The 25,616-nt window shown below is 71.4% G+C and carries 23 protein-coding genes and 3 pseudogenes; 17 read left to right on the forward strand and 9 right to left on the reverse strand.

Annotation, left to right across the window (positions count from 1 at the left end; all coding sequences use genetic code 11):
- Positions 1-278: 278 nt before the first annotated feature.
- Positions 279-1,400 (reverse strand): ACR3 family arsenite efflux transporter, encoded by a 1,122-nt coding sequence (arsB, locus tag DRB96_RS07090; protein ID WP_112447654.1) that lies wholly within the window; start codon positions 1,398-1,400, stop codon positions 279-281.
- A gap of 355 nt (positions 1,401-1,755) precedes the next feature.
- On the opposite strand from arsB, the gene DRB96_RS07095 reads away from it, so the two are divergent.
- Positions 1,756-2,580, forward strand: coding sequence for a sulfite exporter TauE/SafE family protein (locus DRB96_RS07095; RefSeq protein WP_239516049.1), 825 nt, complete (start codon positions 1,756-1,758; stop codon positions 2,578-2,580).
- Positions 2,581-2,619: 39 nt separating this feature from the next.
- On the opposite strand, the pseudogene DRB96_RS07100 reads toward DRB96_RS07095, so the two are convergent.
- A pseudogene (locus tag DRB96_RS07100) lies at positions 2,620-2,949 on the reverse strand (metalloregulator ArsR/SmtB family transcription factor); the annotation flags it as partial.
- A gap of 125 nt (positions 2,950-3,074) precedes the next feature.
- On the opposite strand from DRB96_RS07100, the gene DRB96_RS07105 reads away from it, so the two are divergent.
- Positions 3,075-3,932, forward strand: a complete 858-nt coding sequence (locus DRB96_RS07105; protein WP_204357662.1) for a DUF2785 domain-containing protein — start codon at positions 3,075-3,077, stop codon at positions 3,930-3,932.
- 110 nt (positions 3,933-4,042) lie between these two features.
- On the opposite strand, the gene DRB96_RS07110 is transcribed toward DRB96_RS07105, so the two are convergent.
- Positions 4,043-4,525: a hypothetical protein gene (locus tag DRB96_RS07110; RefSeq protein ID WP_204357663.1), complete on the reverse strand. Its 483-nt coding sequence runs from the start codon at positions 4,523-4,525 to the stop codon at positions 4,043-4,045.
- A gap of 86 nt (positions 4,526-4,611) precedes the next feature.
- On the opposite strand from DRB96_RS07110, the gene DRB96_RS07115 reads away from it, so the two are divergent.
- Together DRB96_RS07115 and DRB96_RS43705 are read left to right on the forward strand one after the other, a co-directional pair.
- Positions 4,612-4,968 (forward strand): PRC-barrel domain-containing protein, encoded by a 357-nt coding sequence (locus DRB96_RS07115; RefSeq protein WP_112447656.1) that lies wholly within the window; start codon positions 4,612-4,614, stop codon positions 4,966-4,968.
- A 47-nt stretch (positions 4,969-5,015) separates the two neighbouring features.
- Positions 5,016-5,183 (forward strand): hypothetical protein, encoded by a 168-nt coding sequence (locus tag DRB96_RS43705; RefSeq protein ID WP_204357664.1) that lies wholly within the window; start codon positions 5,016-5,018, stop codon positions 5,181-5,183.
- A gap of 244 nt (positions 5,184-5,427) precedes the next feature.
- Here the strand turns inward: DRB96_RS43705 and DRB96_RS07120 are convergent, their stop codons facing one another.
- The 3 genes from DRB96_RS07120 to DRB96_RS42720 form a co-directional block, all read right to left on the reverse strand.
- A complete protein-coding gene (locus DRB96_RS07120) occupies positions 5,428-5,943 on the reverse strand; it encodes a hypothetical protein (protein ID WP_112447657.1) in 516 nt (171 codons plus the stop codon).
- A gap of 51 nt (positions 5,944-5,994) precedes the next feature.
- The gene (locus tag DRB96_RS07125) at positions 5,995-6,546 is read right to left on the reverse strand and encodes a hypothetical protein (RefSeq protein ID WP_112447658.1); all 552 of its coding nucleotides are present in this window, start codon (positions 6,544-6,546) and stop codon (positions 5,995-5,997) included.
- Between the two features lie 327 nt (positions 6,547-6,873).
- Positions 6,874-7,029 carry a DUF6131 family protein gene (locus tag DRB96_RS42720; RefSeq protein ID WP_239516751.1) on the reverse strand — a complete coding sequence of 52 codons (156 nt, stop codon included), beginning with the start codon at positions 7,027-7,029 and terminating at the stop codon, positions 6,874-6,876.
- A 119-nt stretch (positions 7,030-7,148) separates the two neighbouring features.
- On the opposite strand from DRB96_RS42720, the gene DRB96_RS07130 reads away from it, so the two are divergent.
- Together DRB96_RS07130 and DRB96_RS07135 are read left to right on the forward strand one after the other, a co-directional pair.
- On the forward strand, positions 7,149-7,349 hold the full coding sequence (locus DRB96_RS07130) for a hypothetical protein (protein ID WP_112447659.1): 201 nt from the start codon (positions 7,149-7,151) through the stop codon (positions 7,347-7,349).
- A gap of 420 nt (positions 7,350-7,769) precedes the next feature.
- Positions 7,770-7,988 (forward strand): hypothetical protein, encoded by a 219-nt coding sequence (locus DRB96_RS07135; RefSeq protein ID WP_112447660.1) that lies wholly within the window; start codon positions 7,770-7,772, stop codon positions 7,986-7,988.
- Positions 7,989-8,262: 274 nt separating this feature from the next.
- Here DRB96_RS07135 and DRB96_RS44370 read toward each other — a convergent pair.
- Positions 8,263-8,406, reverse strand: a pseudogene (locus tag DRB96_RS44370) (MerR family transcriptional regulator); the annotation flags it as partial.
- Here DRB96_RS44370 and DRB96_RS07145 point away from each other — a divergent pair.
- A complete protein-coding gene (locus DRB96_RS07145; protein ID WP_239517868.1) occupies positions 8,354-9,874 on the forward strand; it encodes a cellulose binding domain-containing protein in 1,521 nt (506 codons plus the stop codon). The pseudogene DRB96_RS44370 and the gene DRB96_RS07145 sit on opposite strands and share 53 nt — an antisense overlap.
- A gap of 87 nt (positions 9,875-9,961) precedes the next feature.
- Here DRB96_RS07145 and DRB96_RS07150 read toward each other — a convergent pair whose 3' ends face one another.
- Positions 9,962-11,518, reverse strand: a complete 1,557-nt coding sequence (locus DRB96_RS07150) for a S8 family peptidase (RefSeq protein ID WP_112453263.1) — start codon at positions 11,516-11,518, stop codon at positions 9,962-9,964.
- A gap of 171 nt (positions 11,519-11,689) precedes the next feature.
- Here DRB96_RS07150 and DRB96_RS44375 point away from each other — a divergent pair.
- The 5 genes and pseudogenes from DRB96_RS44375 to DRB96_RS07175 form a co-directional block, all read left to right on the forward strand.
- Positions 11,690-12,098, forward strand: a pseudogene (locus tag DRB96_RS44375) (hypothetical protein); the annotation flags it as partial.
- A gap of 189 nt (positions 12,099-12,287) precedes the next feature.
- Positions 12,288-13,250, forward strand: coding sequence for a SigB/SigF/SigG family RNA polymerase sigma factor (locus tag DRB96_RS07160; protein ID WP_239516781.1), 963 nt, complete (start codon positions 12,288-12,290; stop codon positions 13,248-13,250).
- 182 nt (positions 13,251-13,432) lie between these two features.
- Positions 13,433-14,506 (forward strand): betaine/proline/choline family ABC transporter ATP-binding protein, encoded by a 1,074-nt coding sequence (locus DRB96_RS07165; RefSeq protein WP_112447662.1) that lies wholly within the window; start codon positions 13,433-13,435, stop codon positions 14,504-14,506.
- Positions 14,506-16,311 carry a glycine betaine ABC transporter substrate-binding protein gene (locus DRB96_RS07170; RefSeq protein WP_112447663.1) on the forward strand — a complete coding sequence of 602 codons (1,806 nt, stop codon included), beginning with the start codon at positions 14,506-14,508 and terminating at the stop codon, positions 16,309-16,311. Before DRB96_RS07165 ends, DRB96_RS07170 begins: the two co-directional genes overlap by 1 nt.
- Before the next feature lie 228 nt (positions 16,312-16,539).
- Positions 16,540-16,845 (forward strand): hypothetical protein, encoded by a 306-nt coding sequence (locus tag DRB96_RS07175; protein WP_112447664.1) that lies wholly within the window; start codon positions 16,540-16,542, stop codon positions 16,843-16,845.
- On the opposite strand, the gene DRB96_RS07180 is transcribed toward DRB96_RS07175, so the two are convergent.
- Complete coding sequence (locus tag DRB96_RS07180; RefSeq protein ID WP_112447665.1) at positions 16,817-17,191, reverse strand: hypothetical protein; 375 nt, start codon at positions 17,189-17,191, stop codon at positions 16,817-16,819. The genes DRB96_RS07175 and DRB96_RS07180 overlap by 29 nt on opposite strands.
- Positions 17,192-17,622: 431 nt before the next feature.
- On the opposite strand from DRB96_RS07180, the gene DRB96_RS42725 reads away from it, so the two are divergent.
- The 5 genes from DRB96_RS42725 (at position 17,623) to DRB96_RS07205 (ending at position 25,567) form a co-directional block, all read left to right on the forward strand.
- On the forward strand, positions 17,623-18,288 hold the full coding sequence (locus tag DRB96_RS42725; RefSeq protein ID WP_162688570.1) for a TetR/AcrR family transcriptional regulator: 666 nt from the start codon (positions 17,623-17,625) through the stop codon (positions 18,286-18,288).
- 29 nt (positions 18,289-18,317) lie between these two features.
- Positions 18,318-19,535, forward strand: a complete 1,218-nt coding sequence (locus DRB96_RS07190) for a cytochrome P450 (protein ID WP_204357665.1) — start codon at positions 18,318-18,320, stop codon at positions 19,533-19,535.
- Between the two features lie 71 nt (positions 19,536-19,606).
- Positions 19,607-21,088 carry a hypothetical protein gene (locus tag DRB96_RS07195; protein WP_112447667.1) on the forward strand — a complete coding sequence of 494 codons (1,482 nt, stop codon included), beginning with the start codon at positions 19,607-19,609 and terminating at the stop codon, positions 21,086-21,088.
- 144 nt (positions 21,089-21,232) lie between these two features.
- Entirely contained in the window at positions 21,233-24,460 is a 3,228-nt protein-coding gene (locus tag DRB96_RS07200) for a TIM-barrel domain-containing protein (RefSeq protein WP_112447668.1), read from the forward strand.
- A 216-nt stretch (positions 24,461-24,676) separates the two neighbouring features.
- Complete coding sequence (locus DRB96_RS07205; protein ID WP_112447669.1) at positions 24,677-25,567, forward strand: aminoglycoside phosphotransferase family protein; 891 nt, start codon at positions 24,677-24,679, stop codon at positions 25,565-25,567.
- Positions 25,568-25,616: the final 49 nt, after the last annotated feature.

Below are 25,616 nucleotides of genomic sequence, written 5' to 3' on the forward strand. Positions count from 1 at the left end.
AGGCCGTGCGGTCGTCACCGACCACACGGCCCACGTCGACAACGCGACCAAGGCCTCGTCATCGTCCGGCGGCGCTGGTCAGCGGGCATGAACTCCTGCGCACTGGAAACAGTGCACGGTTCGGGCGGGCGTCTCGACGGGCGGCGCGAGCAACGGCCGCCGCCGGACCTCCCGTTCGGTGACGCGCGCGTGGTTGACGCAGACGGCTGCACCGCAGTCGCGGCAGACGCCGACAGCAGGACTGGCGGTTCCCGCAATGTGGCAGTCGAGGCAGTGCATCAGTGGGCCTTTCCAGGGACGGCCAGTTCAGGGGCCGCGAACTTCTTGCGCCAGGCCAGGGACACGTACACCAGGGCGATCAGCACGGGGACCTCGATGAGGGGGCCGACGACCCCGGAGAGCGCCTGGCCACTGGTGACGCCGAAGGTGGCGATGGCGACCGCGATGGCGAGTTCGAAGTTGTTGCCGGCGGCGGTGAACGCGAGCGTGGCGGTGCGGTCGTACGGGAGGCCGATGACCTTGCCCAGAAGGAAGGTGCCGAACCACATCAGGGCGAAGTAGACCAGCAGCGGCAGGGCGATGCGTGCGACGTCCAAGGGCTGCGAGGTGATGGTCTTCCCCTGGAGGGCGAAGAGGATGACGATCGTGAACAGCAGCCCGTACAGCGCCCACGGTCCGATCATCGGCAGGAACTTCGCCTCGTAGGCGGCCCGTCCGACCCTCTTCTCGCCGATGCGGCGGGTGAGGAAGCCCGCCAGGAGCGGCACTCCGAGGAAGACGATCACGTTCAGCGCGATGTGCCAGACGGGTACGTCGAGCCCCTGTCCGTCGCCGAGTCCGAGCCAGCTGGGCAGCAGGTCGAGGTAGAACCAGCCCAGGAGCCCGAAGGCGAAGACCTGAAAGACCGAGTTGAGGGCGACGAGCACGGCGGCGGCTTCGCGGTCGCCGCAGGCGAGGTCGTTCCAGATGATGACCATGGCGATGCAGCGGGCAAGGCCCACGATGATCAGCCCGGTCCGGTACTCGGGCAGATCCGGCAGGAAGATCCAGGCGAGCGCGAACATGACCGCCGGGCCGACGATCCAGTTGATGACCAGCGAGGAGAGCATCAGCTTCCGGTCGCCGGTGACGGAGTCGAGCTTGTCGTAGCGGACCTTGGCGAGGACCGGGTACATCATGACCAGCAGACCGATGCCGATGGGCAGGGAGATCCCGCCCACCTCCACCTTCGCCAGAGCGTCGTTCAGCCCGGGTACGAGTCTGCCCAGCCCAAGTCCGAGGCCCATCGCGACCAGGATCCACACCGCCAGGAAACGGTCGAGGGTGGACATCTTGGCGACGATCGAGGCGTCCTCGACGCCTGGCGGCTGGGAGGGGATGCCGGATTCGGTCGCGGTCATCAGCGGACTCGCTTTCGGTTCTGTTCGAGGGGCAGTGACTGGCGTGCGCGGGTGACTGAGCCCGGGAAGGAGCAGGGCGCGCCAGTCACATCAGGCATAGCTGACGTCAGTACAAACTGATGTTCTCACATCAGTGCATCCTGATTCCATTTGCAGCTGACATCAGCACCGAATGGTCTAACGGGTGACGCGACGTTCAGAGCAGCGCACCGCGGACGGGTGCTCGCTCAGAGACGGCTCGGGCGTCGCTTCGCTGCGGGCGCTCGGAGGACCAGACGACTCCTGAGCGGACGCCCGGTGCCTTTGCCCGAAGGTGGGGTCGTGGCGTAGCAGGCAGGCGCGGCGACCAGCGAAGATGCCCATCGTGGCCACAGATCAGAACCTCGCTCCCCTCCGCCCGACGCACTCGGCACCGCTGGCGTTCGGTGCGGGAGCGGCCATCGGTGTGCTGGGCGGGATGATCGGTCTGGGCGGCGCGGAGTTCCGCCTGCCGCTGCTGATCGGCCTCTTCGGCTTCGCCGCCCTCTCGGCCGTCATCCTGAACAAGGCGATGAGCCTGGTGGTGGTGCTGGTTGCATTGCCGGCCCGCCTGGCGGCGGTACCCGCCGCCGAAGTGGCCGCACGCTGGCCGGTCACCGTCAACCTTCTGGCCGGGAGCCTGCTGGGTGCCTGGGTCGGAGCGTCCTGGGCGGTACGCATGCGCTCCGCCACCCTGTACAAGGTGCTGGCCGCCCTGATGGTGCTCATGGCGGCGGCCCTGCTGGTCACGCACACCACCACGCTGGGCACGCTCGCACTGCCGCTGTGGGCGCAGGTGCCGTGCGGGGTCGTGGCCGGGTTCGGCATCGGGGTGGTCGCGGCGATCATGGGCGTGGCCGGAGGCGAGCTGCTGATCCCGACGATCGTGCTGCTGTTCGGCGTCGACATCAAGACCGCGGGAAGCCTCTCCCTGCTGGTGTCCCTGCCGACGATGCTCGTGGCCTTCGCCCGCTACAGCCGTGACGGCAGCTTCGCGGTGCTCGGCGCGAACCTCCGCTTCACCCTGGTCATGGCCGCCGGCTCCGTCGCCGGGGCGGTGCTGGGCGGGCTGCTCCTCGGCGTGTTCCCGGACCTCGCGCTCATCCCCGCGCTGGCCTTGATCCTTCTCGTTTCCGCGGTCAAACTCGCCCGTCACGACTGACCGGCAGTGGGCAGCGACCCATACGCCGGCTGCGCGGGCCAGGAGCTGGGCCATGCCGGCGAGGACCGTCGGCTCCACCCGGTAGTAGACCCAGGTGCCGCGCCGCTCGGAGGAGAGCAGTCCGGCTTCCTTCAGCTTCTTCAGGTGATGGGAGACGGTCGGCTGGGAGACGCCCACGTCGGAGATGTCGCAGACGCACGCCTCCCCGCCCTCGTGCGAGGCGACCGCGGAGAAGAGCCGCAGGCGCACGGGATCACCCAGGGCCTTGAACATCGTGGCCGTGCGCTCCGCCTCGTCCGCGGTCAGCGGGCGCTCGGTGAGCGGCGGGCAGCACGGCACGACGGCTTCCGGCTCCAGCAGCGGCAACACATTCAGCACCGACCCGGCACGGGCTCCGGAGTCGCCCGCTCCCCCGCCACGCCGGCACGCAACCGGCCAACGGGCTAACGGGCTACCCGGCGATTGATCTTCGACACAGGGTGGGGAACAAATCGGTGGACGCCAAGATCACGCCCGATAGTGTCCAAGCCATGACAATCGACTGGGATGGCCTCTGCGCTACCGGCTTCGGCGTGCCCGTGGACGTGGATCTCGACGAGCTTACGGAGCAACTGGCCAGTTGCCTGCGCGACCCCGACCCGCAGGTGCGCGACGGCGCACCGTACGTGGTGCTGCGCACCTGGATCGCGCGCGATGTCATCGCCGGTCCACAGCGGCTGCGGCTGGGCGACGATATGGCGCGCCGGTTCACGGACAGCGAGATCCAGGCCCGTACGTTCGCCCCGCTGGTCCTCGACATGATCGTTACTCGGGGCGATTTCCGGCAGACGTGGCTCGAGGCCTTCGGGGCGTGGTTCCCCGAGGAGACCGACCTACGCGGCCACGATCCGAAGCTGGGCTGGCTGCACGCCGTCGCACACGGGGCAGACCTACTGGGGACCTTCGGCACCCACCCGGACGTTGACCCCGCGGCCATGCTCGCCCTCGCGACCGAGCGCATACTCGCGCGCACGGACCACGTCTGGGACCAGCAGGAGGACGACCGGCTCGCAGGCGCGATCGCCAGGGTCCTGACGCGACCGGAACTGAGCGCTGCGGCGGCAACCGCCTGGCTCGACCCGATCGCGGCCGACTTCGGTGCGATCGGGCGTGGACCCAAGCCCGCGTACGCATCCAACGCGATGCGCACACTGCGGATGCTCTACCTGCTCCTCGACCGCGGCGCGCCACTGGTACCGAACGGCCCCAAACAACCCGTCCCGCACGCCGAGCCGCTGAAGGTCCGCCTGGCGTCCGTTCTCGACCACGTCTTCGGACACCCACCGGTCAAGGACTTCCCGCCGGCAGCCTGATCGCTCTCGCTCCCGCCGGTTTGGACAAGAGAAGCCGTGCATAGCGCCACGGGTCGTGTACTTGGTGTGCGACGACACGGTGAGCACGAAGCGCCGTACTGAGTCGGAGGCTAGTCCGCTTGGGTCCATCGCTTGACGATGTGCGGTGCGGAGAACGGAGCGGGCCAGGTCTGCAGCCGGACCTCCTCGGTCGCCTCGGGCTCCTCGTCTGACTCGAGCCAACGGACGGCGGCGGCGAGGTTCCGCCGAGAGGCTCGGGCTCGGGTCCAGCCTGCGGGCACTTCGAATCGAGCCGCGTCGTCGAGGTAGTCGGTACAGCCCATCACGATGACCAGTCCTGAGGGCGCGTGGAGGCTCGCCTCGACGACGTGGTCGAAGTCATCGCTGTCGTCGTGCGGCTGATCTGCGAGGACATGGACACTGACCGCCACGGTGTCGTTGACGGCGGTGCCGATGGCCAGGGCATCTTCAAGGACGCCGAGCCCGTCCACGACGGTCTGTTCGGTCCACACGCCGCTGAAATCACCTTCGGATCCCTCATCCAGAACGTGGATCTGGAAGTAGTCCGCGAAGAGCTCAAGGTTGGTCGCCACTGAGGCATCATCCCTACTGCCCGGCAAGGGCAGCACGGCGGGGGGAGGCTGAATCTCGGGCTGTGATCGTGCGAAGGGACCTGAGGATGATCCAGGCAGCGGACATTCGCGAGTGGCGCACCCACGACGTGGTCGACGCGGGCGGGCGCAGGATCGGCGCGCTGGAGGCCGTCTACGTGGACACCAGCACGGACGAGCCGGCCATGGCCACCGTGCTGGTGGGGCTGCCCACCCGGCACCGGCTGGTCTTCGTTCCGCTGGACGGCGCGGTCGTCGGGCCGGGGTACGTCCAGGTCCACTACGACAAGGCGCTGGTGAGGGAGAGCCCTTCGATCGGCACGGACGACGTCCTGCCCGCCGAGAATGAGGCCGACATCTTCCAGCACTACGGCCTCACCTACCGGCCCGGTGCGGGCGGCGAGCGGCAGCTCGCCCGCCGCTGAGCCCCCACTTGGCTGAGCCCCCACTTGCTCGAGGAGGTGTCCACGTCGTGAAGGTCTTCTTGATCCTGGTCATCGTGGCGATGGTGCTGGGCATCATCGGCGTTGCTGCCGAAGGCATGCTCTATTTGCTGTTCATCGGCATCCTGGTCTTCGTGGCGGCCCTGGTCCACCTGGGCATGCGCGGGCGTCGCTCCGGGCGCCGACACATCCGCTGAGTAGGCCGGGTGACCTTCTGCACCGTTCTGTGCTGCCGGGATAGCGGTGGGTGACCGTCCGGGATGCGCGGACGTGGGGTGCCGTTTCGCTGGCGGCATCCGCTCTCTCCCCCCATGTGACGGCCCGGCGACCTGTACCGGCCGGTGGCCGCCCACGCGATCCTCTGCGTGAGGGAGACACCGGCCGGTGTTTTGCGTCCCGCACCCACGGCGGGCGGTAGTCGTCGCGGGTCCGAGCCGGTGGTCAGGTGCTGAGCAGGCGGTCGAAGAAGGATCGGTACTGGCGCAGGGCCAGGCGCAGGTCCTCGGTGGCCACCTCCTCGCCGCGGTGCCACTGGCCTTCGAGTCCTTGCTTGTGGTCGGCGAACGTGGTGGCGAGCAACTGCATCACCTCGGCGACGAGCCCGTCTGCCGCCAACACCGACTGCTTCGGGTCGTCGACGAACCCCTGCTGGATCTGCTGCCACCGGATACGGAGGTCTTCCGCCTGCTGGGCCCCGAGAAGCGGGGCGGTATCGGGCTCCCGCTCCGACCCGTCCTGTTCGCCGGGCACAGCGTCCGGCTCACCTCCGCTGTCGTCCGTGACTCTGGTCCTGGGCGCCGCCCCCTCGTCTTCGGGAACCGCCGTCAGGCCATCGTCTGCGGTCTGTTGCGATGTGTCTGTCTGCGGGCGGGCGATGTCCTCGGTGGACAGGGTCTCTCCGGCGGGCTCGGGCTCGGCGTACTCGTCGTCGCGCCCGTATGGTCCTTCTCTCTGCATGTCCCTTCACCTCCATGCGGTGGCGAACGGCCGCTTTGCGGCTGCTGGGAGTCAGCGGCGTTCTTCATCCGGCGAAGCGGTGTCGTCTTTCAGAAGTTCCTCGAACAGCGCCCGGTAGTGGACCATGGCGCTCCGCAGTTCTTCCGTCGTGGTGTCCCTGCTGCCGGCCCGCCCCTTGACTTCATGGGCGATGCGGTAGTGGTCCAGTGTCCGGGAGTGTTCGACCGAGAGGTCCCGCTTCTGCTGCTCGAAATCCTCCGTCGGGTAGCCGCGCTCGCTCATGAGCGTGGTCACGAGCCGGTCCGCCTCACCCACGGCCTGGTCGGGGCTGTCGACGAAATGTTCCTGCACGCTGGCCCAGTCCCGTGCGTACCGGTCCCGGACGGTGGAGGGCAGCGGCCTGATCTCCAGCGCCTCATGCCGCTCCTCCCTCTCCTTGAGATCGCGCTCGGCCGCTCCGCGGCTCTGCCCCGCCTCGACCGTGCGGTCGTACTCGGGCCCGAACTGCTCCCGAAGGTGCCGGCGCCGGGTCATGGTCCGCATGGTCAGCGCGACGGCGGCCAGGACCACCACGGCGGCCACGATGATGATGATGGTCCACATCGCATCCTCCACTCGTTGACAGCTCACGCAGGCAGCCAGAACCAGGGCGTACGAGGATCCCCGCCGCAGGTGCCATCCCTTGGGGTGCCACGTTTCAGAATTTCACATATCGCCCGAAATATGGTAGTTCGACGGGTGGTGGACGCTCCGTCTCGCGCCGGGCAACGCCGACCGAGGTCCGGAGCCAGTTGCCGACAGGGTGGTGGCAGGCGGGCAGGCGGATCAGTGGGCCGGGCGACGCCGGTGCAGTACCGAGCGCACGGCGAGGTAGAGCGGCGTCGGGGGTCGTGCGGGAACGAAGTGGTCCCCGCGCGGGGTCAGGGGTGGCTACCAGTAGTGCCTCCGTCCGCCGACCTTGTGTCCGACGGATCCCAGGATCCACAGGATGACGCCGACGACGACCAGGATGATTCCGATGGTCCACAGAATGGAGATGCCGGCTACGTAGCCGACGACCAGCAGGATGATTCCGAGGACGATCATGATGTCCGCCGATCTCACGGAGTGATGCAAAGCCCCTGTTCTCAGGGTAGATCTGCCCTCTGCTGGTGGCTTCCCGGGGAGGACGGTCCTACCGCGGAGAGGTACCTCTGGAGCGCGCCGTGCTCGTCATCCTCGGACTCGCCCGCCTGATCGCCGCCCTGGTCGTCGGCGTGGCCGGCGTCGTCACCAATGACGGCAGCGCCCACGAGATGACCGGCGGATTCTCCGTTTTCGGCTACGAGGTCACCGGCTCGACCGGGACCGTCCTCCTCTACGGCACCGCCTCAAGGCCGGCGTCGGGAGGGACACCAGCTCCCTGAAGACCGAGGAGAAGACGACGTTGCGTGGCGGAATGCTGCGGAGCAAGTGCTCGCTGGAGGTGAGGGTGAGGAGCTGTGTGGGCTGCCGCTGGAATCCGCTGGGGGGCCGACGATGCCCGACGCCGCTGGAAGTCGCCTTGTGGATCGTGGCTCATGGTGACGCGGATGCCGTCGTTCATGGTTCGCCCCCGTTCAGGGGTCGAGCCCATCACGGTCGCCCGCCGATGCGGGAAAGAGGGCCCCTACGGATTCCTCTCGGATCACGCTGACACGCACAGTGACGGCCTGCATCACCTCGGCTACGAAGCGAGGCACACGGGTGACGCCCGTCCCCGATGCGGCGGCGCCGGGAGGCGGGCCGTCCCTTCCGTACCGAAGATGGGCGCGAGCCCCCACCCCCTGCTGTCAGGAGCCCGTCTCATGCTGGAGCGCACGCTGCGCAAGGACCGCACGGATGTCACCTTCGTCCTGCCCGCCGACACGCCGCCCGGCCCCGTCAGCGTGGTGGGCGACTTCAACGATTGGCAGCCCGGTACCCACACCCTGCGGCCGCGCAAAGACGGGAAGCGGGCGGTCACGGTCCAGCTGCCGAGCAAGAGCACGCATTCTTTCCGGTACCTGGCCGCCGGTGACTACTGATTCAACGACGAGAGTGCCGGCGACCAGGACGGCCCCAACAGCCGTCTGCACACCTGAGGGGGCCCAGCGGTGCGACCCGGAGGACCCACGGCGTCGACCGCCGACAGGTGCCCCGGCCCACATTCCAGGGGGCAAGAGGTGCGTGCCGGCCCCTGATTCCGTGCCCGGCGTCAGGGGCGTCGTCATCCGCGCATGCCGGCGTCTGCCTGGATGACCGCCGCGCGATCAGTCCCGGTGATGTGCGGGACTGCGCGGCCTCCCGTCCCCGCTCGCCTCAGGCCGATGCCGGTGGAGCGGAGGATTCGCCGGCGCGGCGGTATTCGGCGTTGATGCGTTGGGCTTCTTCGAGTTGGTCTTCGAGGATGATGATGCGGCAGGCGGAGTCGATCGGGGTTCCCTGGTCGACGAGTTCGCGGGCGCCCCGGACCCCGCGCGACGCCAGGCGCCGTACGGCCCTGGCCCTGGCCCTGACCCTCACCGCCGGACTCGGCTCGGCGGCCCTGACCGCCCTGCCCGCGACCGCGGCGGCCGACTCCGTCAAGGTCCAGTACCGCACCAGCGCGACCGGGGCCACCGCCGACCAGGCGGAGCCGTGGTTCAAGGTGGTCAACAACGGCTCCGCCGCCGTCTCCCTGAACCAGGTCACTTTCCGCTACTACTTCAAGGCCGACGGCCCGGACGTCCAGTACCGGTTCGCCTGTTCCTGGGCGGTCAAGGGCTGCGCCAACATCACCGGCACCTTCGGCACCCCGGCCAACCCGACGGCCACCGCCGACCGCTACCTGGAGATCGCCTTCACCGCGGGCGCGGGCACCCTGGCCCCCGGCGCCGACACGGGCGACATGCAGCTGCGCTTCCACCGCGCCGACTGGCAGACCCTGCGCCAGTCCGACGACTTCTCCTTCGACGCGGCCCGCACGGCCTACGGGGACTGGGACAAGGTGACCGCCCGGCTGGGCTCCGCCACCGTCTGGGGCACCGCGCCCGGCGGCAACGTCCCCGACCCGACGCCCACGCCGACCAACCCGACGCCGACTCCGACGAACCCCACGCCGACCCCGACCGACCCCGGACCGGCCGGCGCCGCCCTCTTCGACGATTTCACCTACACCTCCTCCGCGGACCCGGCGATATCCGCCCACGGCTGGAGCGTGCGCTCCAACTCCGGCGGCCCCGGCGTCCCGGGGGCGGCCTGGTCGCCCGAGAACGTGACCTTCGCGGCCGAGGGCGGGAACACCATCATGAACATGGAGACCTCCACGGCCGGCTCGGGCGAGAGCACCAAGCAGACCGAGATCCTCACCAAGGCGATGAAGTTCAAGAACGGCACCTACGCGGCGCGGGTGAAGTTCTCCGACGCGCCGAAGTACGGCCCGGACGGCGACCACCTCGTGCAGACCTTCTTCCCCATCAACGACCTCAAGGCCCCGATGGCCGACGACTACGCCGAGTACGACTTCGAGTACCTGCCCAACGGCGGCTGGGGCGAGCCCTCGAACATCCTCTACACCACGTCCTGGGAGACCTACCGCCCCGACCCGTGGGAGGCCGTCAACCAGCACACCGAGTCCCGGACGAGCTACGCGGGCTGGCACGACCTGGTCCTCACCATCGACAACAACGCCATCACCTACTACGTCGACGGCCAGGTCTTCGGCACCCACGACGCCAGGTACCTGCCCGAGCGGCCCATGTCGATCAACTTCAACCAGTGGCTGATCGACCTGAACGGCCAGCCGGGCTCCGCGCCCCGCGCCTACGACCAGAAGGTCGACTACGTCCTGCACGTCAAGGACCAGGTCCTCACCCCGGCCCAGGTCGCCGCCAAGGTGGGCGCCTACCGCACCGCGGGCACGGCCTTCGTCGACGAGGTCCCGAACGGCTGACCCCGAACCGCCGACCCGCCGCCGCACACGCGGGCGCGCGGGCGCGCTCCGGGGTCCGCCGCCCCGGAGCGCGTCCGCGCGGCCCGCTCAGAACCGCAGCGCCCACCCGTCGAGGTACCCGGTGTGCCCGGCGAAGGCGTCGAACACGCGCAGTCTCCACACCCCGCCGGCCGTCTCCGAGGAGGCGTCCACCGTGTACAGCGCGACGAGGTCGCCCTCGCCCCAGCCCGTGTACTCGTCCTTGACCGGGTACGCCGTCCCGTCGGGCGCGATCAGGTCGATCCGAAGGGTCCCGGAGTTCGGGTGTTTGACGTAGACCTCCACGTCCAACTGGGCGGGGGCGCGGCCCGGGACACCGCTGACCGTGATCGGGGACTCGATGGTCTCCAGGTCCCCGACCGGGTGGTCGGCGGTGCTGGCGAAGCGTTTGCCGGGCGCCTTGTTCGGCGCGCCGCCCACGTAGAGGGCGCGGTCGGGGGAGCCCGGGCCGGCGTCGAGCACCACGCCGGTGGTGGCCGAAGCGGTCAGGGCGCCGGCCACCTGGGCCGGGGTGGCCGTGCGGTGGTCGGCGAGGTACAGCGCCGCCGCCCCCGCGACGTGCGGGGTGGCCATCGAGGTGCCGGACATGACGGTGCTCCAGTCGTCACCCCAGGAGACGGCCGAGGTGATGAAGTCGCCGGGTGCGAACAGGTCGACCAGCCGCCCGAAGTTGGAGTACGAGGAGCGCGCGTCGTGGTCGCTCACCGCCCCGACCGTCAGCGCCTGGGAGACCCGGGCGGGCGAGTGCCCGGAGGCGTCCATGCTCTGGTTGCCCGCGGCCACCGCGTAGGTGATGCCGGAGGCGATGGAGCCCCGCACGGCCGCGTCCAGCACGTCGTCGGGATCCCCGCCCAGGCTCATGTTCGCGACGGCCGGCTTCACGGCGTTGCGGGTGACCCAGTCGATCCCGGCGACCACCTGCTCGGTCGTTCCCTCCCCGTACCAGTCGAGCACCCGGACGGCCACGACCTTCGCCTTCTTGGCCGTGCCGAAGGTGGTGCCCACGAGGGTCCCGGCGACGTGCGTGCCGTGCCCGTGGGAGTCGTCGGCCTCGAAGTCGTCCTCGATCGCGTCGTAGCCGTAGGAGGCGCGGCCGCCGAAGTCCTGGTGGGTGATGTTGATCCCGGTGTCGATGACGTACGCGGTCACGCCCTGCCCGCCCGAGTTCGGGTACGCGTAGGCCTCGTTCAGCGGCCGTCGGCGCTGGTCGATCCGGTCCACGCCCCACGAGGGCGGGTTCGGCTGGGTGGCGTCGAGCCGCATCCTGCGGTTCTGCGCGACGCGTGCGACGGCCGGATCGGCCGCGAGCCGGCGGGCCTGGCGCTCCGTCATCCGGACGGCGAAGCCGTTGACCGCCGAGTCGTACGTCCGGCGGACCGTGCCGCCGAACCGTTCGACCACGGCCCGGCCGCGGTCCGTACGGGAGCCGGCGCGGGCCGGGTCCAACAGGACGAGGTAGCTGTCGGCGACGGCTCCGGGTGCGTCGGCGTACTGGACGCGGCCCTCCGGCGGAGCCGCGGCGATGGCCCCGGTGTCCACCCCGAGCGCGAGCGCCGAGGCCAGTGCGAGTGCGGCTCCGTACCGCCGCCACAACGGTGATCGCATGATCATGGGAATCGGTACCCCCCCTGGGTCGTCCGCCAAGACTGCGACGCCCCGGAGCGCCGCACAAGGGCGCCCGCACGGGAGGAACCCGGCCCGGACGGCGCCGCCTCCGATACCAGTGCCCCCAAGGCCGAGCTGGTCATCGCCGGGCTCACCCCGGTGGGCTGAGCGATGGACCTCTCCCACGCCGCCCGCGACTTCGACGCCCCCGTCGACCGGCACGGCACCTGGTGCACCCAGTGGGACTGCGTCGAGGACCGCTTCGGGGTCCCCGGCCTGCTCCCCTTCACCATCTCCGACATGGACTTCGAGACCGCCTCCGAGGTGCTCGCCGCCCTGCGCGGCCGCCTGGAGCACAGAGTCCGGCCGCTGGGCGATCGTCACCTCGGCCTCCAAGTCCTTCAACGTCCCTGCGCTGACCGGCAGTTGCGGGATCTTCGGCGACGCCGACTCCTGCGCGCGCCATCTGACGCGGCTCAAGGACGCGGACGGTCTGTCCTCCCCGGCGGTGCTCTCCGTCGCCGGGCACATCGCCGCGTACCGGGAGGGCGGGCCCTGGCTCGACGCGCTCACCGCCCACGGCCGCGGGCCTTTGATCGAAGGTCCGATGTGCAAACGAAACGGGTCCCGGCCGCACCGCGCGGCCGGGCCCGGGCCGGCCGGGGTGCGGACGGAGGGCTGGCGGAAGGGGATGCGGAACCGGCTAAGGTGTACGCCCATCAAGGTCACGCACCGCAAGCCGACCAGCCCAAGGAGCGACCCCATGCCGATGCCCGCCCCGTTCTCCCATACCGCCGGCCCCGTCTCGGCCCGGCCCTGCCCGGCCGCCGCCGTCCCCCTGCCCCGGATCGCCGAACCGCGCGAGGTGGCCCCGGCGGACGCACGCGAGCTGTCGAGACTGTTCTTCCGCCGGCTCCGCGAGCTCGCGGAAGGCACCCCCGAACACCGTTACGTACGTCACACGCTCGTCGAGATGAACGCCTCGCTCGTCCAGTTCGCCGTCCGCCCCTTCCGCAGCCGCGGCGACGGCGGCGACCTCGAAGACCTCGTCCAGGTCGGCACCATCGGCCTGATCAAGGCCATCGACCGGTTCGACCCGGCCCGCGAGATCGAGTTCTCCTCCCTCGCCATGCCGTACATCACCGGCGAGATCAAACGGCACTTCCGCGACACCACTTGGGCGGTCCGCGTCCCGCGCCGGCTCCAGGAGCTGCGCATCGACCTCGCCAAGGCCAAGGAGGAGCTGACGGCCCTGGTCGGCCGCCCGCCGACGGTCGCGGACCTCGCCGCACACCTCTCCCTGACGGAAGAAGAGGTCATCGAGGGCCTCGTCGCCGCCAACGGCCACACCAGCGGCTCCCTCGACGCCCCGCAGGCCGAGCGCGCGGACGGCCGCACCGAAGGCCACAGCCTCGCCGAGACCATGGGGGCCGAAGAGCCCGCACTGGAGCACGTCGAGGACATCCAGACCCTGGCGCCGCTGCTGGAACGGCTCACCGACCGCGAGCGCCGCATGCTGTCGATGCGCTTCGGCGAGGAGCTCACCCAGGCCCAGATCGGCACCGCCCTCGGCATCTCGCAGATGCAGGTCTCGCGCCTCCTGACCCGGGTGCTCGCGCATTTGCGCGCCTCCATGCTGGCCGACCCGGAGCTGGGCGAAGCCGTGGCCCCGCAGCAAGCGGAACCCGCCGCGCAGGGCGCAGCCGAGGGCGCGGGCGCCGACGTACCGTAGGTGACATGACTCACTTCACCGTTTGCACCGGTTAAGGCGGGGCAGTAGCGCTGCTGGAGCGGACCCGTCCGCCGGCCCACAGCGGCCGGGGCGCGGGAGACGGGTGGATCCCGTCGCGCTCCACGGCCCGCCGGTCGCAGTCATGCCGGTGGGCCGTTCCCGGTACGACCCGTGAGGTGTATGTGTCCACGCTCATAGCCGAGCACGTGTACAAGGTCTTCGGCAGGGGACCCGAGAACGGCACTGCCGTCGCGAAGGCGGTCCGCGAGCTGGAGAGCGGCGCCACCGACCGCGAGGCCCTGCGCGCGGAAGGGACGACGGCCGCGGTCATCGACGCCTCGTTCCGCGTCGAGCCCGGCCAGATCTTCGTCGTCATGGGCCTGTCGGGTTCCGGCAAGTCCACGCTGCTGCGCATGCTCAACGGGCTCCTGGAGCCCACCGCCGGACGCATCCTCTTCGACGGCGAGGACCTCACCGCGCTCTCCGCGCGCGAGCTGCGCCGCGTGCGGTCCACCAAGATCAGCATGGTCTTCCAGCACTTCGCGCTGTTCCCCCACCGCAGTGTCCTGGAGAACGCCGGATACGGACTGGAGGTCCAGGGCGTCCCCCGGGCCGAGCGCGAACGGCGGGCCGCCGAGGCGCTCGCCCTGTGCGGGCTCGGCGGCTGGGAGAACTCCTGGCCCGACGAGCTCTCCGGCGGCATGCAGCAGCGCGTGGGCCTCGCCCGCGCGCTGGCCACCGACGCCGATCTGCTGCTGATGGACGAGTCGTTCAGCGCGCTCGACCCGCTGATCCGCCGCGACATGCAGGACCAGCTGCTCGAACTCCAGCAGAGCCTCGGCAAGACCATCGTGTTCATCACGCACGACCTCAACGAGGCCATGCGGCTCGGCGACTCCATCGCCGTCATGCGCGACGGCCGCATCGTCCAGCAGGGCACGGCCGAGGACATCCTCACCCGCCCCGCCGACGACTACGTCGCCTCCTTCATCCAGGACGTGGACCGCTCGCGCGTGCTCACCGCCGACGCCGTCATGACGGACGCCGCCGCGGACCTGGCGGCCTGCGACTGCCCGACCGTCGCCGCCGACACCCCGCTCGCCGACCTGTGCGCCGTCAGCGCCCGCGTCCCGCACCCCGTCGCCGTCACCGACGCGGCCGGCGCCGTCGTCGGCTCCGTCGATCAGGGTCGCCTCGTCGCCTTCATCGGCGACGAGCGACGCGCACCGCTGCGCTGCGCGGAGGTGGCCGCGTGATGCCCCGCCTGCACCTCGGCGCCTGGGTCGACAGCGGTGTCGACTTCCTGCAGAGCCACCTGTCCTGGCTGTTCGACGCCATCAGCTCCGTCGTCACCGGGCTGTACGACGGCATCGAAGCCGTCCTGTCCGCGCCGAACCCGCTGCTGCTGGCAGGCGTCCTCGCCGTCGCCGCGTGGTGGCTGCGCGGCCTGCTCGCCGCGCTGCTCGCCTTCGCGGGCTTCGCGCTCGTCGACTCCGTCGGCCTGTGGCCCGACGCCATGTCCACGCTCGCACTGGTCGTGGTCGCCACCCTGGTCACCCTGGTCATCGCGATCCCGCTGGGAATCTGGGCCTCGCGCTCCGACCGGGTCAGCGCGGTCCTCAAGCCCGTCCTGGACTTCATGCAGACCATGCCGGCGATGGTCTACCTCATCCCCGGCATCATCTTCTTCGGGGTGGGCGTGGTGCCCGGCATCATCGCCACCATCATCTTCTCGCTGGCCCCCGGCGTGCGGATGACCGAGCTCGGCATCCGCCAGGTCGACGCCGAACTCGTCGAAGCCGCCGACGCCTTCGGCACCACCCCGCGCGACACCCTCGTACGGGTCCAGCTCCCGCTGGCCCTGCCCACCATCATGGCGGGCGTCAACCAGGTCATCATGCTCGGCCTGTCCATGGTCGTCATCGCCGGCATGGTCGGCGGCGGCGGCCTCGGCGGCGCCGTCTACCGCGCCATCGGCAGCGTCGACATCGGCCTCGGCTTCGAGGCGGGCATCTCCATCGTCATCCTCGCCATGTACCTGGACCGGATGACCGGGGCGCTCGGCCGCCAGGTCTCCCCGCTGGGCCGCCGCGCCCTCGCCAAGGCGCGCTCCGCGGCCACCGGCAGGGCCAAGGTGTGGGGCCACCGGCCGCAGCCCGTCTTTGCGGTCGCCGCGGCCGTCGTGCTTTCCCTGGTCGCGGGCGGCCTCGGCGTCTTCGGCGACGCGGGGAAGTCCGAGGTCAACGCCTCCGGCGGGGCCGGGGTCAAGAACATCGGCAAGGGCCGCCAGGTCAGCATCGGCTACATCCCGTGGGACGAGGGCATCGCCTCGACCTACCTGTGGAAGGAGCTCCTGGAGCGCCGCGGCTACAAGGTCGACGCCCGCCAGCTGGAGCTCGGCGCGCTCTTCACCGGGCTCGCGGGCGGCCAGATCGACTTCCAGACCGACTCCTGGCTGCCCGTCACGCAGGCCGAGTACTGGAAGAAGTACGGGAACAAGCTCGACGACCTCGGCTCCTGGTACGGGCCCACCTCCATCGAGCTGGCGGTCCCCTCCTACGTGAAGGACGTCAAGACCCTCGCGGACCTGAAGGGCAAGGGCTCGCAGTTCAAGGGCCGAATCATCGGCATCGAGCCCAGCGCGGGCGCGATGGGCCTGCTCAAGGACAAGGTGCTGCCGCAGTACGGGCTCGACGGCGAGTACAAGGTCGTCGACGGCTCGACCCCGGGCATGCTCGCCGAGCTCAAGCGCGCCTACGAGAAGAAGGAGCCCGTCGCCGTCGTGCTCTGGTCGCCGCACTGGGCGTACGCCTCCTACGAGCTGACGAAGCTGGCGGACCCCGAGGGCGCGTGGGGCACGGGCGACGGCATCCACAGCATCGCCCGCAAGGGCTTCGCCGCCGACGAGCCGAAGATCGCCCAGTGGCTGCGCTCGTTCAAGATGACCGAGGCCCAGCTGACCGGACTGGAGGCCAAGATCCAGGAGGCCGGCAAGGGCAAGGAGCAGGAGGCCGTGCGGGCCTGGCTGGCGGACCACCCCGAGGTGGACAAGCTGGCGTGAGCCGCCGAGCCGGTCGTCGCGTCCGCAGGTGTGCGGGCGCCGGTGCGCGAAGGATCCGTCATGGGCCTTCGCGCACCGGCGCGTCGGGCCGAAGGTCCGGGGTGAGAGGGGGGAAGTTTTTGGGCATACACCTCTGACCAGCCAGAACACTGGAGGATTCACCCGTGCGGACAGGGGCCTGTCCATGGCACAGTGCGATCAGCCCAACCGTACGACCAGGGAGTCTCCATGCGCGATCCGCACTCCACGCAGCTGGCGGCCGCCCCCGAGCACCTGCCGGAGCCGAGCCCGCTGCCCCGCTGCCCGGTGTGCGAAGCGGCCCCGGAGCGCATCTCCTGGCGTCAGCGCCCGGGGGAGCCGGTGGACCTGGTCTTCGACCCCTGCGGCCACCGGCACACCTCCCCGGCGGCGCCCGTCCTGGCGGTCACCGCGCCCCCGGCCCGTGCGGCCCGTGCGGCTTCCGCAGCCCGTGCGGCTTCCGCGGTGCCCGCCGGCGTCCAGGTGCTCAGGGGCTCGGGACGGGTCCGCGCATGAGCTTGCTGATCCACTGGATGAGCCCGCCGTCGTACATGCCCGGGACGTAGGTGTAGGCGTCGTGGCCGCCGCCCTCGTCGATGTGGAGCATCGTCTTGACGGGGCCCTTGGTGTAGTCCTTGACGAACTTCTCGATCGGCGGCCGGTTCTGGACGTCGCTGCCCTTGGTGCCGACCTGGAAGGCGAGGTCGACCTCGGGACCCTTCCGGTCGATCAGCTTCTGCGCGAGCTCGGGCGGGCTGTTCTGCGCCTTCTCCTGCGGGTGGCCGTTCCACAGCCGTGAGTCGGGCCGGATGTCCGGCCCGCCGGCGATCACGGCGCGGAACGCGTCGGGCTTCTGGAGCACCGACTTGAGCCCGACCCCGGCCGCCGCCCCCGTCCCGCGGCAGGGCGCGCGGCTCGTCGAGGTGCACGGTGTCGCCGGTGTCGCCGGTGTCCGAGAATACGTCGAAGTACGTCAGAGCCCCCGCCGCCACCGCCGCGGCGGCCACCAGCGCGACCACGCCCCCGATCCACCTCCGCCGGGACGGCTTGCGGCGCGTTCCGTGGTTCATCGTGCAGACTCCCGAGCTCTGGTCCGAGGCGGCCGGTTCGGCCCGCCGGCGGGGAAGAGCGCGTACGGAAAGGCGCGGTTCACCACTAAAGGGTACGAAAAGGGCAAACGGCAGGTCGTGTGGATCCGCCGACCGGACCGGTGCACGACGATTGACAGTTCGTCAGCGGAGGCGCACGTTATATCGGCACCCCGATATAACGTCCAGGAGCTCCGGAGGCCCGGTGACACCCGAGCGCACCCCGCACCTCCCCGGCACTCCGCAGGCATCCCGCACTCCGCAGGCATCCCGCACCCCCCAGGCGCAGCGCAAGTCCGAGACCCGCTCGCGGCTCATCGACGCGGCCGCCGCGCTCTTCGCCCGCAAGGGGTTCCACGCGGTGTCCGCCGAGGCCGTCGCCGAGGCGGCCGGCCGCACCACGGGCGCCCTGTACAGCCACTTCGGGGGCAAGGAGGGGCTGCTGCTCGCGCTGCTCGAGGTCTGGAAGGAGCGCACCGCGCGGGAGCTGGCCGCCGAGATCGCGGCGGGCGACCCCGCCGATCCCGCCGTGCACTTCTCGGCGATGTGGGGGAGTCTGACCCGCCCGCACCCCGAACACGGCGACTCCTGGCTGCTGCTGGAGACGGAGCTGTGGCTGCACGCCGCCCGCGGCCCGCTCATCGGCGGCCGCCTCGCGCAGCGCTACGCCGAGATCCGGGCCCAGCTCGGCGAGGGGCTCGCCGACTGGGCCGAGGCCACCGGCACACCCCTCACCCGCCCGCCGCAGGAGACCGGCGCCCTGGTCCTCGGCCTCCTGCTCGGGCTGTCCATGCAGCACCGCCTCGAACCCGGGGGCGTACCCGACGCCCTCGTCGTCGAAGCGCTCGCCACCCTCCTCGGACTCGGCTGACTCGAACCTCGAACGAAGGGAACCGTTCCGTGCCCATCCATGGTGAGACAGACCTGCTCGAGGACACCTGGGCCCGCGAGGTCCCGCACGCGCAGTTCACCCGGCTGCGCCGCGAGGATCCCGTGCACTGGCACGAGGTGCCGGGCCGCCACGACGGCTTCTTCGCCGTCACCCGCCACGCCGACGTCAAGGCCGTCAGCCGCGACCCCGAGCTGTGGTCCACCGAACTGGGCTCGTTCATGATCCGCGACCAGGCCCCCGAATCCCTGGAGACCCTGCGCCTGGTCCTGCTCGGCATGGACGCACCGCGGCACTCCCGGTACCGGAACCTGGTCAGCGCGGGATTCACGCCCCGGGTCGTACGAAGGCTCGCGGCCCGGATCCAGGAGCGGGCGGTGGCCCTGGTGGAGAGCGCGGTCGCCCCGGGCAAGGACATGGACTTCGTCGACGAGGTCGCCTCCTGGCTGCCGATCCAGACGATCTGCGAGATGGTCGGCGTACCGGAGGGCGACGAGCGGCTGATCTTCGAGTGGAGCAACCGGATGGCCGGCAGCCAGGACCCGGAGCTCTCGGCGGGCAAGCACGACAGCGACCTCGCGGCCGCCGAGATCTACGCCTACTGCGACGCGCTGGCCGCCGAGCGGAGGGCCCGCCCCCGCGAGGACATCCTCTCGGCGCTGGTCCACGCCGAGGTCGGCGGGGAACGGCTGACGGAGGACGAGATCAACATGTTCTTCGTCCTGCTGTGCGTCGCGGGCAACGAGACCACCCGCAACCTGCTCTCCCACACCCTGCTCGCCCTGATCGAGCACCCGGCCGCCCGCGCGGAACTGGCCGCGGCCCCCGGGGACGAGGCCCTGTGGACCTCGGCGACCGAGGAGTTCCTGCGCTGGGGCGGCTCGATCCACAACTTCCGGCGCACCGCGACGCGCGACACCGTCCTGCGCGGACAGCCCATCGCCGCGGGCCAGAAGGTGGTCACCTACTACACCTCCGCCAACCGCGACGAGGAGGTCTTCGCCGACCCCTTCGCCTTCGACATCCGCCGCACCCCGAACGACCACGTCACCTTCGGCGGCGGCGGCCCCCACTTCTGCCTCGGCGCCGGCCTCGCCCGCACCCAGATCAAGGCCCTCGTCCGCGAGCTCCTGCGCCGCCACCCGGACGTCACCCTCACCGGCGAAGTCCGGCGGCTGCGCTCGGACTTCATCAACGGCGTCAAGTACCTCCCGGTCCGCTTCGGCTGAGGCACCGGCCGCGGCCCACCGCCCGCGGCCCACCGTCCGCTGCCCACCACCCACCGCGTAGCCTCGGCCGGATGTGGATACGCGACAAGATCTGGAACGAAGCGACCCCGGCGGAGCTGCGGCTGGCGGGCCTGGCGGTGAACCCGGCCCTGCCGGACCGCCTGCTGCTGCGGATCCTCGCCGACGGGCCGCCGGCCGCGCGCATGGCGCTGTGCGGCGACCGGGACCTGCCGGAACCGGTCGTCGACGCGCTGGTCTCCCACCCCGACCGACGGGCGCGCGCCGTCTTCGCCTCCAGCCCGCACGCCGATCCCGCGCAGCGGGCCCGGCTGGTGGACGACCCCGAGTGGCTGGTGCGGGCGCACCTCGCCGAGGGGCCCGCCCCCCATGTGGAGCGATGGCCCAGGCCCCTGCCGGACGAGACCGTCGTCCACATGTTCACCACGTACGAGAACGACCTCCTGGGGGGCCTCTACCGGCAGTCGTCCAGAGGGCTCCGCCGCAGCATGCCGACCCACCCGGAGGCCGTGCTTCGCGGGGTCGGTGTGGGCTCGTGGTCCGTACTGTCGGACGAGGTACGGGCCGCGCTGCTCGACGACCCCGACCCGCAGGTGCGCGAGAGCGCCCTCCTCGAGGTGTCGCACAGGGACCCGGGCTGGGTCGAGCGGGAGCTCCCGGACCGCTCGTGCCACGGCCGCAGCCACCTGCTCATGAACCGTGCCCTGAGCCGCGCCGTCATCGACTCCGTCCTCACCGCCCCGGTGGGCAAGGACGACCGGGCCATGATCGCGTCCAACCCCGGCCTGCCGCCCGACGTGGTGGTCCTGCTGGCCGGCGATCCGGACCCGCACGTCCGCGAGCGCATCGCCCGCCACCCCGCCCTCGGTCCCGCCGAGCGGGCGGCGCTGGCCGCGGACCCCGATCCCGAGGTCCGCCTCGCCGTGTCCGTCCACCCCGCGCTCACCGAGGCCGAGCGCGCGGCGATCGACTACACCGTGCCCGAAGGCGACTCGTTCGGCTTCTGGCCCGCGCCGCCCGAGCCGAGGGACCTCGCCGCCGTCCGCCGCAACGCCCTCTCCGGCCACCCCGTGCTGCGCCGCCGCGCGGCGTCCGAGCACCACCTGCCGCCGGACCTCGTCGCGCTGCTCGCCGCCGACCCGGACCTCGCCGTACGGGTGAGCCTCGCGCAGAACCATCCCGAGGCGCCCGCCGCCCTGCTGCTGGCCTGCTTCCTGGAGTACACCGGCTCCGACCGCGCCGACCTGCTCACCCGCCCGCGCTTCCCGACCGCGGGCCTGGCCGCCCACGCCGGGCACGAGGACCCGGCCGTACGGGCCCTGGCGGCGCGGGATCCCGAGGCGGACCCGGATCTCGTCGAGCGGCTCACCCGCGATCCGGATCCGGCGGTCCGCGCCGCTCTGGCGCGGCATCCGAACCTGCCCGCGCGCCGGATCGCGGAGCTGCTGGAGGACACGGAGCTGGCCCGGTACGCGGCGGCGAACCCGGCGCTGGACCCGTCCGTCATGGAGGCGCTCGTCGACTCCGCCTGCTGATCCGCCCGCTGATGGATGTTCAAAGATGCTTGTTGACAAGCCATTTCGAGCAACTTCCTTCAAACGGGGCCTCCAGGGCGCTATGTTGCCCGGTGCATGCCAAAAGGTGTGTCCGCGATCCGGACCGCACGAGGAGCCGCCCCCATGAGACTCATCAGCATCCGCAGGAGCCCACGGCGGCGGCGCGGCCCGGCGGCCGCGCTGCTCGCCGCCGCCCTCGCCGCGGCCGGCCTGGCCGCCGCCGGACCGATCGCCTCACCGGCCGCGGCCGCCGGCACGGCCACCGGCACGGCCACCGGCACGGGCGCCGCCGCCGCGTCCACCGCGGGCAACGTCACCGGCTTCACCCAGTCCGGGAACACCTTCACCGCCACCACGTCCAGCGGCGCCAAGGCCCGCGTCGTCGTCGCCCGCGCCGACATCTTCCGGCTCTGGCTCTCGCCCGACGGCGCCTTCACCAACGACCCGGCCGGCAAGGACCTCGCCACCACCACCGACTTCGGCTCCGTGAGCACCGGTTGGACCGACGCGGGCGCCTACTACCGGATCACCACCGGATCCCTGTCCATCCGGGTCAACAAGACACCGCTGCAGTTCTCCGTCTACCGGGCCGACAACTCCACCCCCGTCTGGCAGGAGGCCCAGCCCACCTCCTGGACCGGCGGCCAGACCACCCAGTACCTCGCGCGCGGCGCCGACGAGCAGTTCTACGGAACCGGCCTGCGCCTGGGCGAATGGGCGCTGCGCGGCAAGACCGTCCCGATCGCCGTGGACAACAAGTGGCGCGAGAACAACAACGCCAGCCCCGCGCCCTTCTACATGTCCACCAACGGCTACGGCGTGATGCGCAACACCTGGGCCCCGGGCTCGTACGGGTTCAACGCGCCGGCCACCCTCACCCACAACGAGAACCGCTTCGACGCCTGGTACTTCACCGGCGACTCCCTGAAGTCCGTCCTCGACGCCTACACCGACGTCAGCGGCAAACCCTTCATGGCCCCGGCGTGGGGCTTCGAGCTGGGCAACGCCGACTGCTTCAACGCCTCCAACCCGGACTACCAGGGCGACCACAACCGGCTCCGCCACCAGACCACCCCGGACGTCGTCGGCTACGCCACCGACGCCCGCGCCGCCGACATGCCCTCGGGCTGGTTCCTGCCCAACGACGGCTACGGCTGCGGCTACACGGCGCCCCTGAAGTCCACGGTCGACGCGCTCAAGGCCAAGGGCTTCCAGACCGGACTGTGGACCTCGACGGGCCTCGGCTCGATCAACGAGGAGGTGGGCACCGCCGGGTCCCGAGGGGTGAAGACCGACGTGGCCTGGATCGGCGGCGGCTACAAGACGGCGTTCAACGGAGTGCAGCAGGCCGTCGACGGCATCGAGAAGAACTCCGACGCCCGCCGCTACGTCTGGACCGTCGACGGCTGGGCCGGCACCCAGCGCAACGCCGTCGTCTGGACCGGCGACACCAACGGCACCTGGGACGACATGCGCTGGCACGTCCCGGCCATCACGGGGGCCGGCCTCTCCGGCCTCAACTACGCCTCCGGCGACATCGACGGCATCTTCGCCGGCAGTCCGAAGACCTACGTCCGCGACCTCCAGTGGAAGGCCTTCACCCCGGCCTTCATGACCATGTCGGGCTGGGGCGCGACCGGCCCGACGGCCGGCTACCAGGACAAGCAGCCCTGGCGGTTCGCGGAGCCGTACCTCTCCATCAACCGCAAGTACCTCCAGCTGAAGATGCGGCTGATGCCGTACCTGTACACGATGAGCCGGACCGCGCACGAGACCGGCGTCCCGAGCACCCGCGCGATGGTCCTGGAGTACCCCGGTGACCCGGTGGCCCGCTCCAACCTGACCAGCGGCCAGTTCATGGCAGGCGATTCCCTCCTCGTCGCGCCCGTCGTCTCCGACACCTCCGTACGGGACGGCATCTACCTGCCCGCCGGCACCTGGACGGACTACTGGACCGGCAAGACGTACGCCGGACCGGGCTGGCTCAACGGCTACCAGGCGCCCCTCGACACCCTGCCCCTCTTCGTCAAGGGCGGCGCGATCGTCCCGATGTGGCCGCAGATGAACTACACGGGGGAGAAGTCCGTCTCCACCCTCACCTACGACATCCACCCGCGCGCCAACTCCTCCTTCAGCCTCTACGAGGACGACGGCATCACCCGCGCCCACCAGTCGGGCGCCTTCGCCCGCCAGCAGGTCGACGTCACCGCGCCCGCCTCCGGCTCCGGCGACGTCACCGTGTCCGTTTCCGCCCCGACCGGCAGCTACGCCGGCAAACCCGCCTCGCGCGGCTACGAGTTCACCCTCCACGTGGCCACCGCCCCCGGCGCGCTCACGGTGGACGGCACGGCGCTCACCCGGCTGACCAGCAAGGCCGCCTACGATGCGGCGGCGACGGGCTGGTTCTTCGACGCGGCCGACCGCGGCGGCATCCTGTGGACCAAGACGGGTACGAAGGCGGGCGCGTTCAGCGTCTCGGCCACCGGCACCTCCGTCCCGGCGGCCGATCCCGTCCCGGCCACCTCCAGCCCCGTCCCGCAGTCGGGCTGGACCGTGGTCTCCGCCGACAGCCAGGAGACCGGCGGGGAGAACGGCGCCGCCCGCAACGCCTTCGACGGCAACACGGGAACCATCTGGCACACCGCCTGGTCGGCGGGGACCCCGGCGGCCCTGCCGCACGAGATCCAGATCGACCTCGGCGCCCGCTACACGGTGGACGGCCTCGGCTACCTGCCCCGCCAGGACGGCGGGGCCAACGGCCGGATCGGCGGCTACGAGGTGTACGTCTCGGACACCACCACCGACTGGGGGTCCCCGGTGGCGACCGGCGCCTTCGCCGACAGCTCGGCTCTCAAGTCCGTCTCCCTGGCGGCGAAGACGGGCCGCTACCTCCGGCTCAAGTCACTGACCGAGGCGGGCGGCCGCGGCCCGTGGACCAGTGCCGCCGAGATCACCCTCACCGGCCGCCCCACCCCGCTCCCGGCCGCCGCGACCCTGGTCAACGGGGCCTCGGCCACCTGCCTGGACCTCCCGGGAAGCGCCACCACCCCGGGCACCCAGCCCACCCTCTACAGCTGCCACGGCGGCCCGAACCAGCGCTGGACCCTGCAGGGCGACGGCCGCCTGACCGGGCTGAGCGGAGTCTGCCTGGACGCCGCGACCGCCTCGGCCGTCGCCGTCCGGACCTGCGACGGCAGCTCCGGCCAGAGCTGGCAGACCGGTCCGGACGGCAGCCTGCGCAACGCCGGCCAGTGCCTGACCCCGGCCGGCTCCGCCTCCGCCAACGGCACCAAGCTGACCCGCGTCGCCTGCGCCGCCACCGCGGCCCAGCGCTGGACCTTCACCCCCTGACACCCCGACACCCTCGCACCGCCCGACACCCCCCACCGAGCCCGGCCCGGCATCCCGCCGGGCCGGGCTCGCCCTTCCCCAACGCCCGTGACCAGCGGATACTTTGGAGACCTCGCCCCTCAGACCCCAGGGAACCCGCCCATGCCCGCAGGCACACCGACATCCCGGACGCCGACATCCCGGACGCCGACACCGCAGGCGCCCGTACCCCGGAAGATGCACGCCGACGAACCGGACATCGACACGTCCCTCGTGATCCGCCTGATCGCCGGGCAGTTCCCGCGGTGGGCGTCGCTTCCCGTCGAGCGGGTCGACTCGGCCGGCACCTCGAACGCCATGTACCGGCTGGGCGAGGACATGGTCGTACGCCTCCCGCGCACGACGGGCTCCGCCGCCGATGTCCGCGCGGAGCGGATCTGGCTGCGGCGGCTCGCCCCGGTGCTTCCGGCCGCCGTCCCCGTCCCGCTGGGCGCGGGCCGGCCCGCCGAGGGCTACCCGTGGCCCTGGTCCGTCTACGGCTGGCTCCCCGGCGAGATCCCGGTGGCCGGGAAGATCGCCGCACCGGACCTGCTGGCAGCGGACCTCGCGGAGTTCGTCACGGCCCTGCACCGCGCCGACCCGGTGGACGCGCCGGCCTCCTACCGCAGCGAGACCCTGGCGGAACGCGACGCCGACACCCGCGCCTCGATCGCGGCCCTGGGCGCGAGCGGAGACGTCGACGCCGCGGCGGCGACCGCCCTGTGGGAGGAGGCCCTGCGGGCCCCGCTGCCTCCCGGCCCGCCGGTCTGGATCCACGCGGACCTGCAGCCGGGCAACATGCTGCTGGCCGACGACCGCCTCGCCGCCGTGATCGACTTCGGCTGCGCGGGCCTCGGCGACCCCGCCGTCGACCTCCTCGCGGCCTGGTACGTGCTCCCCGCGACCGCCCGGCCCGCCTTCCGGACCGCCCTCGCCGCCGACGGCGCGACCTGGACGCGCGGGCGCGGCTGGGCCCTGTCGGTCTCGCTCGCCGAACTGGCCTACTACCGCGAGACCAACCCGGTCATGGCGGGCAACGCCCGCCACGTCATCGGCGAACTCCTCGCCGCCGGGCCGGAGTCCGGCTGAACCGGGCCGGCCGGGGGATGGATCTTTGTCGGTGCCGGTTGCGAGGATG

The sequence above is a fragment of the Streptomyces sp. ICC1 genome, from assembly GCF_003287935.1.
Taxonomy (GTDB): domain Bacteria; phylum Actinomycetota; class Actinomycetes; order Streptomycetales; family Streptomycetaceae; genus Streptomyces; species Streptomyces tritrimontium.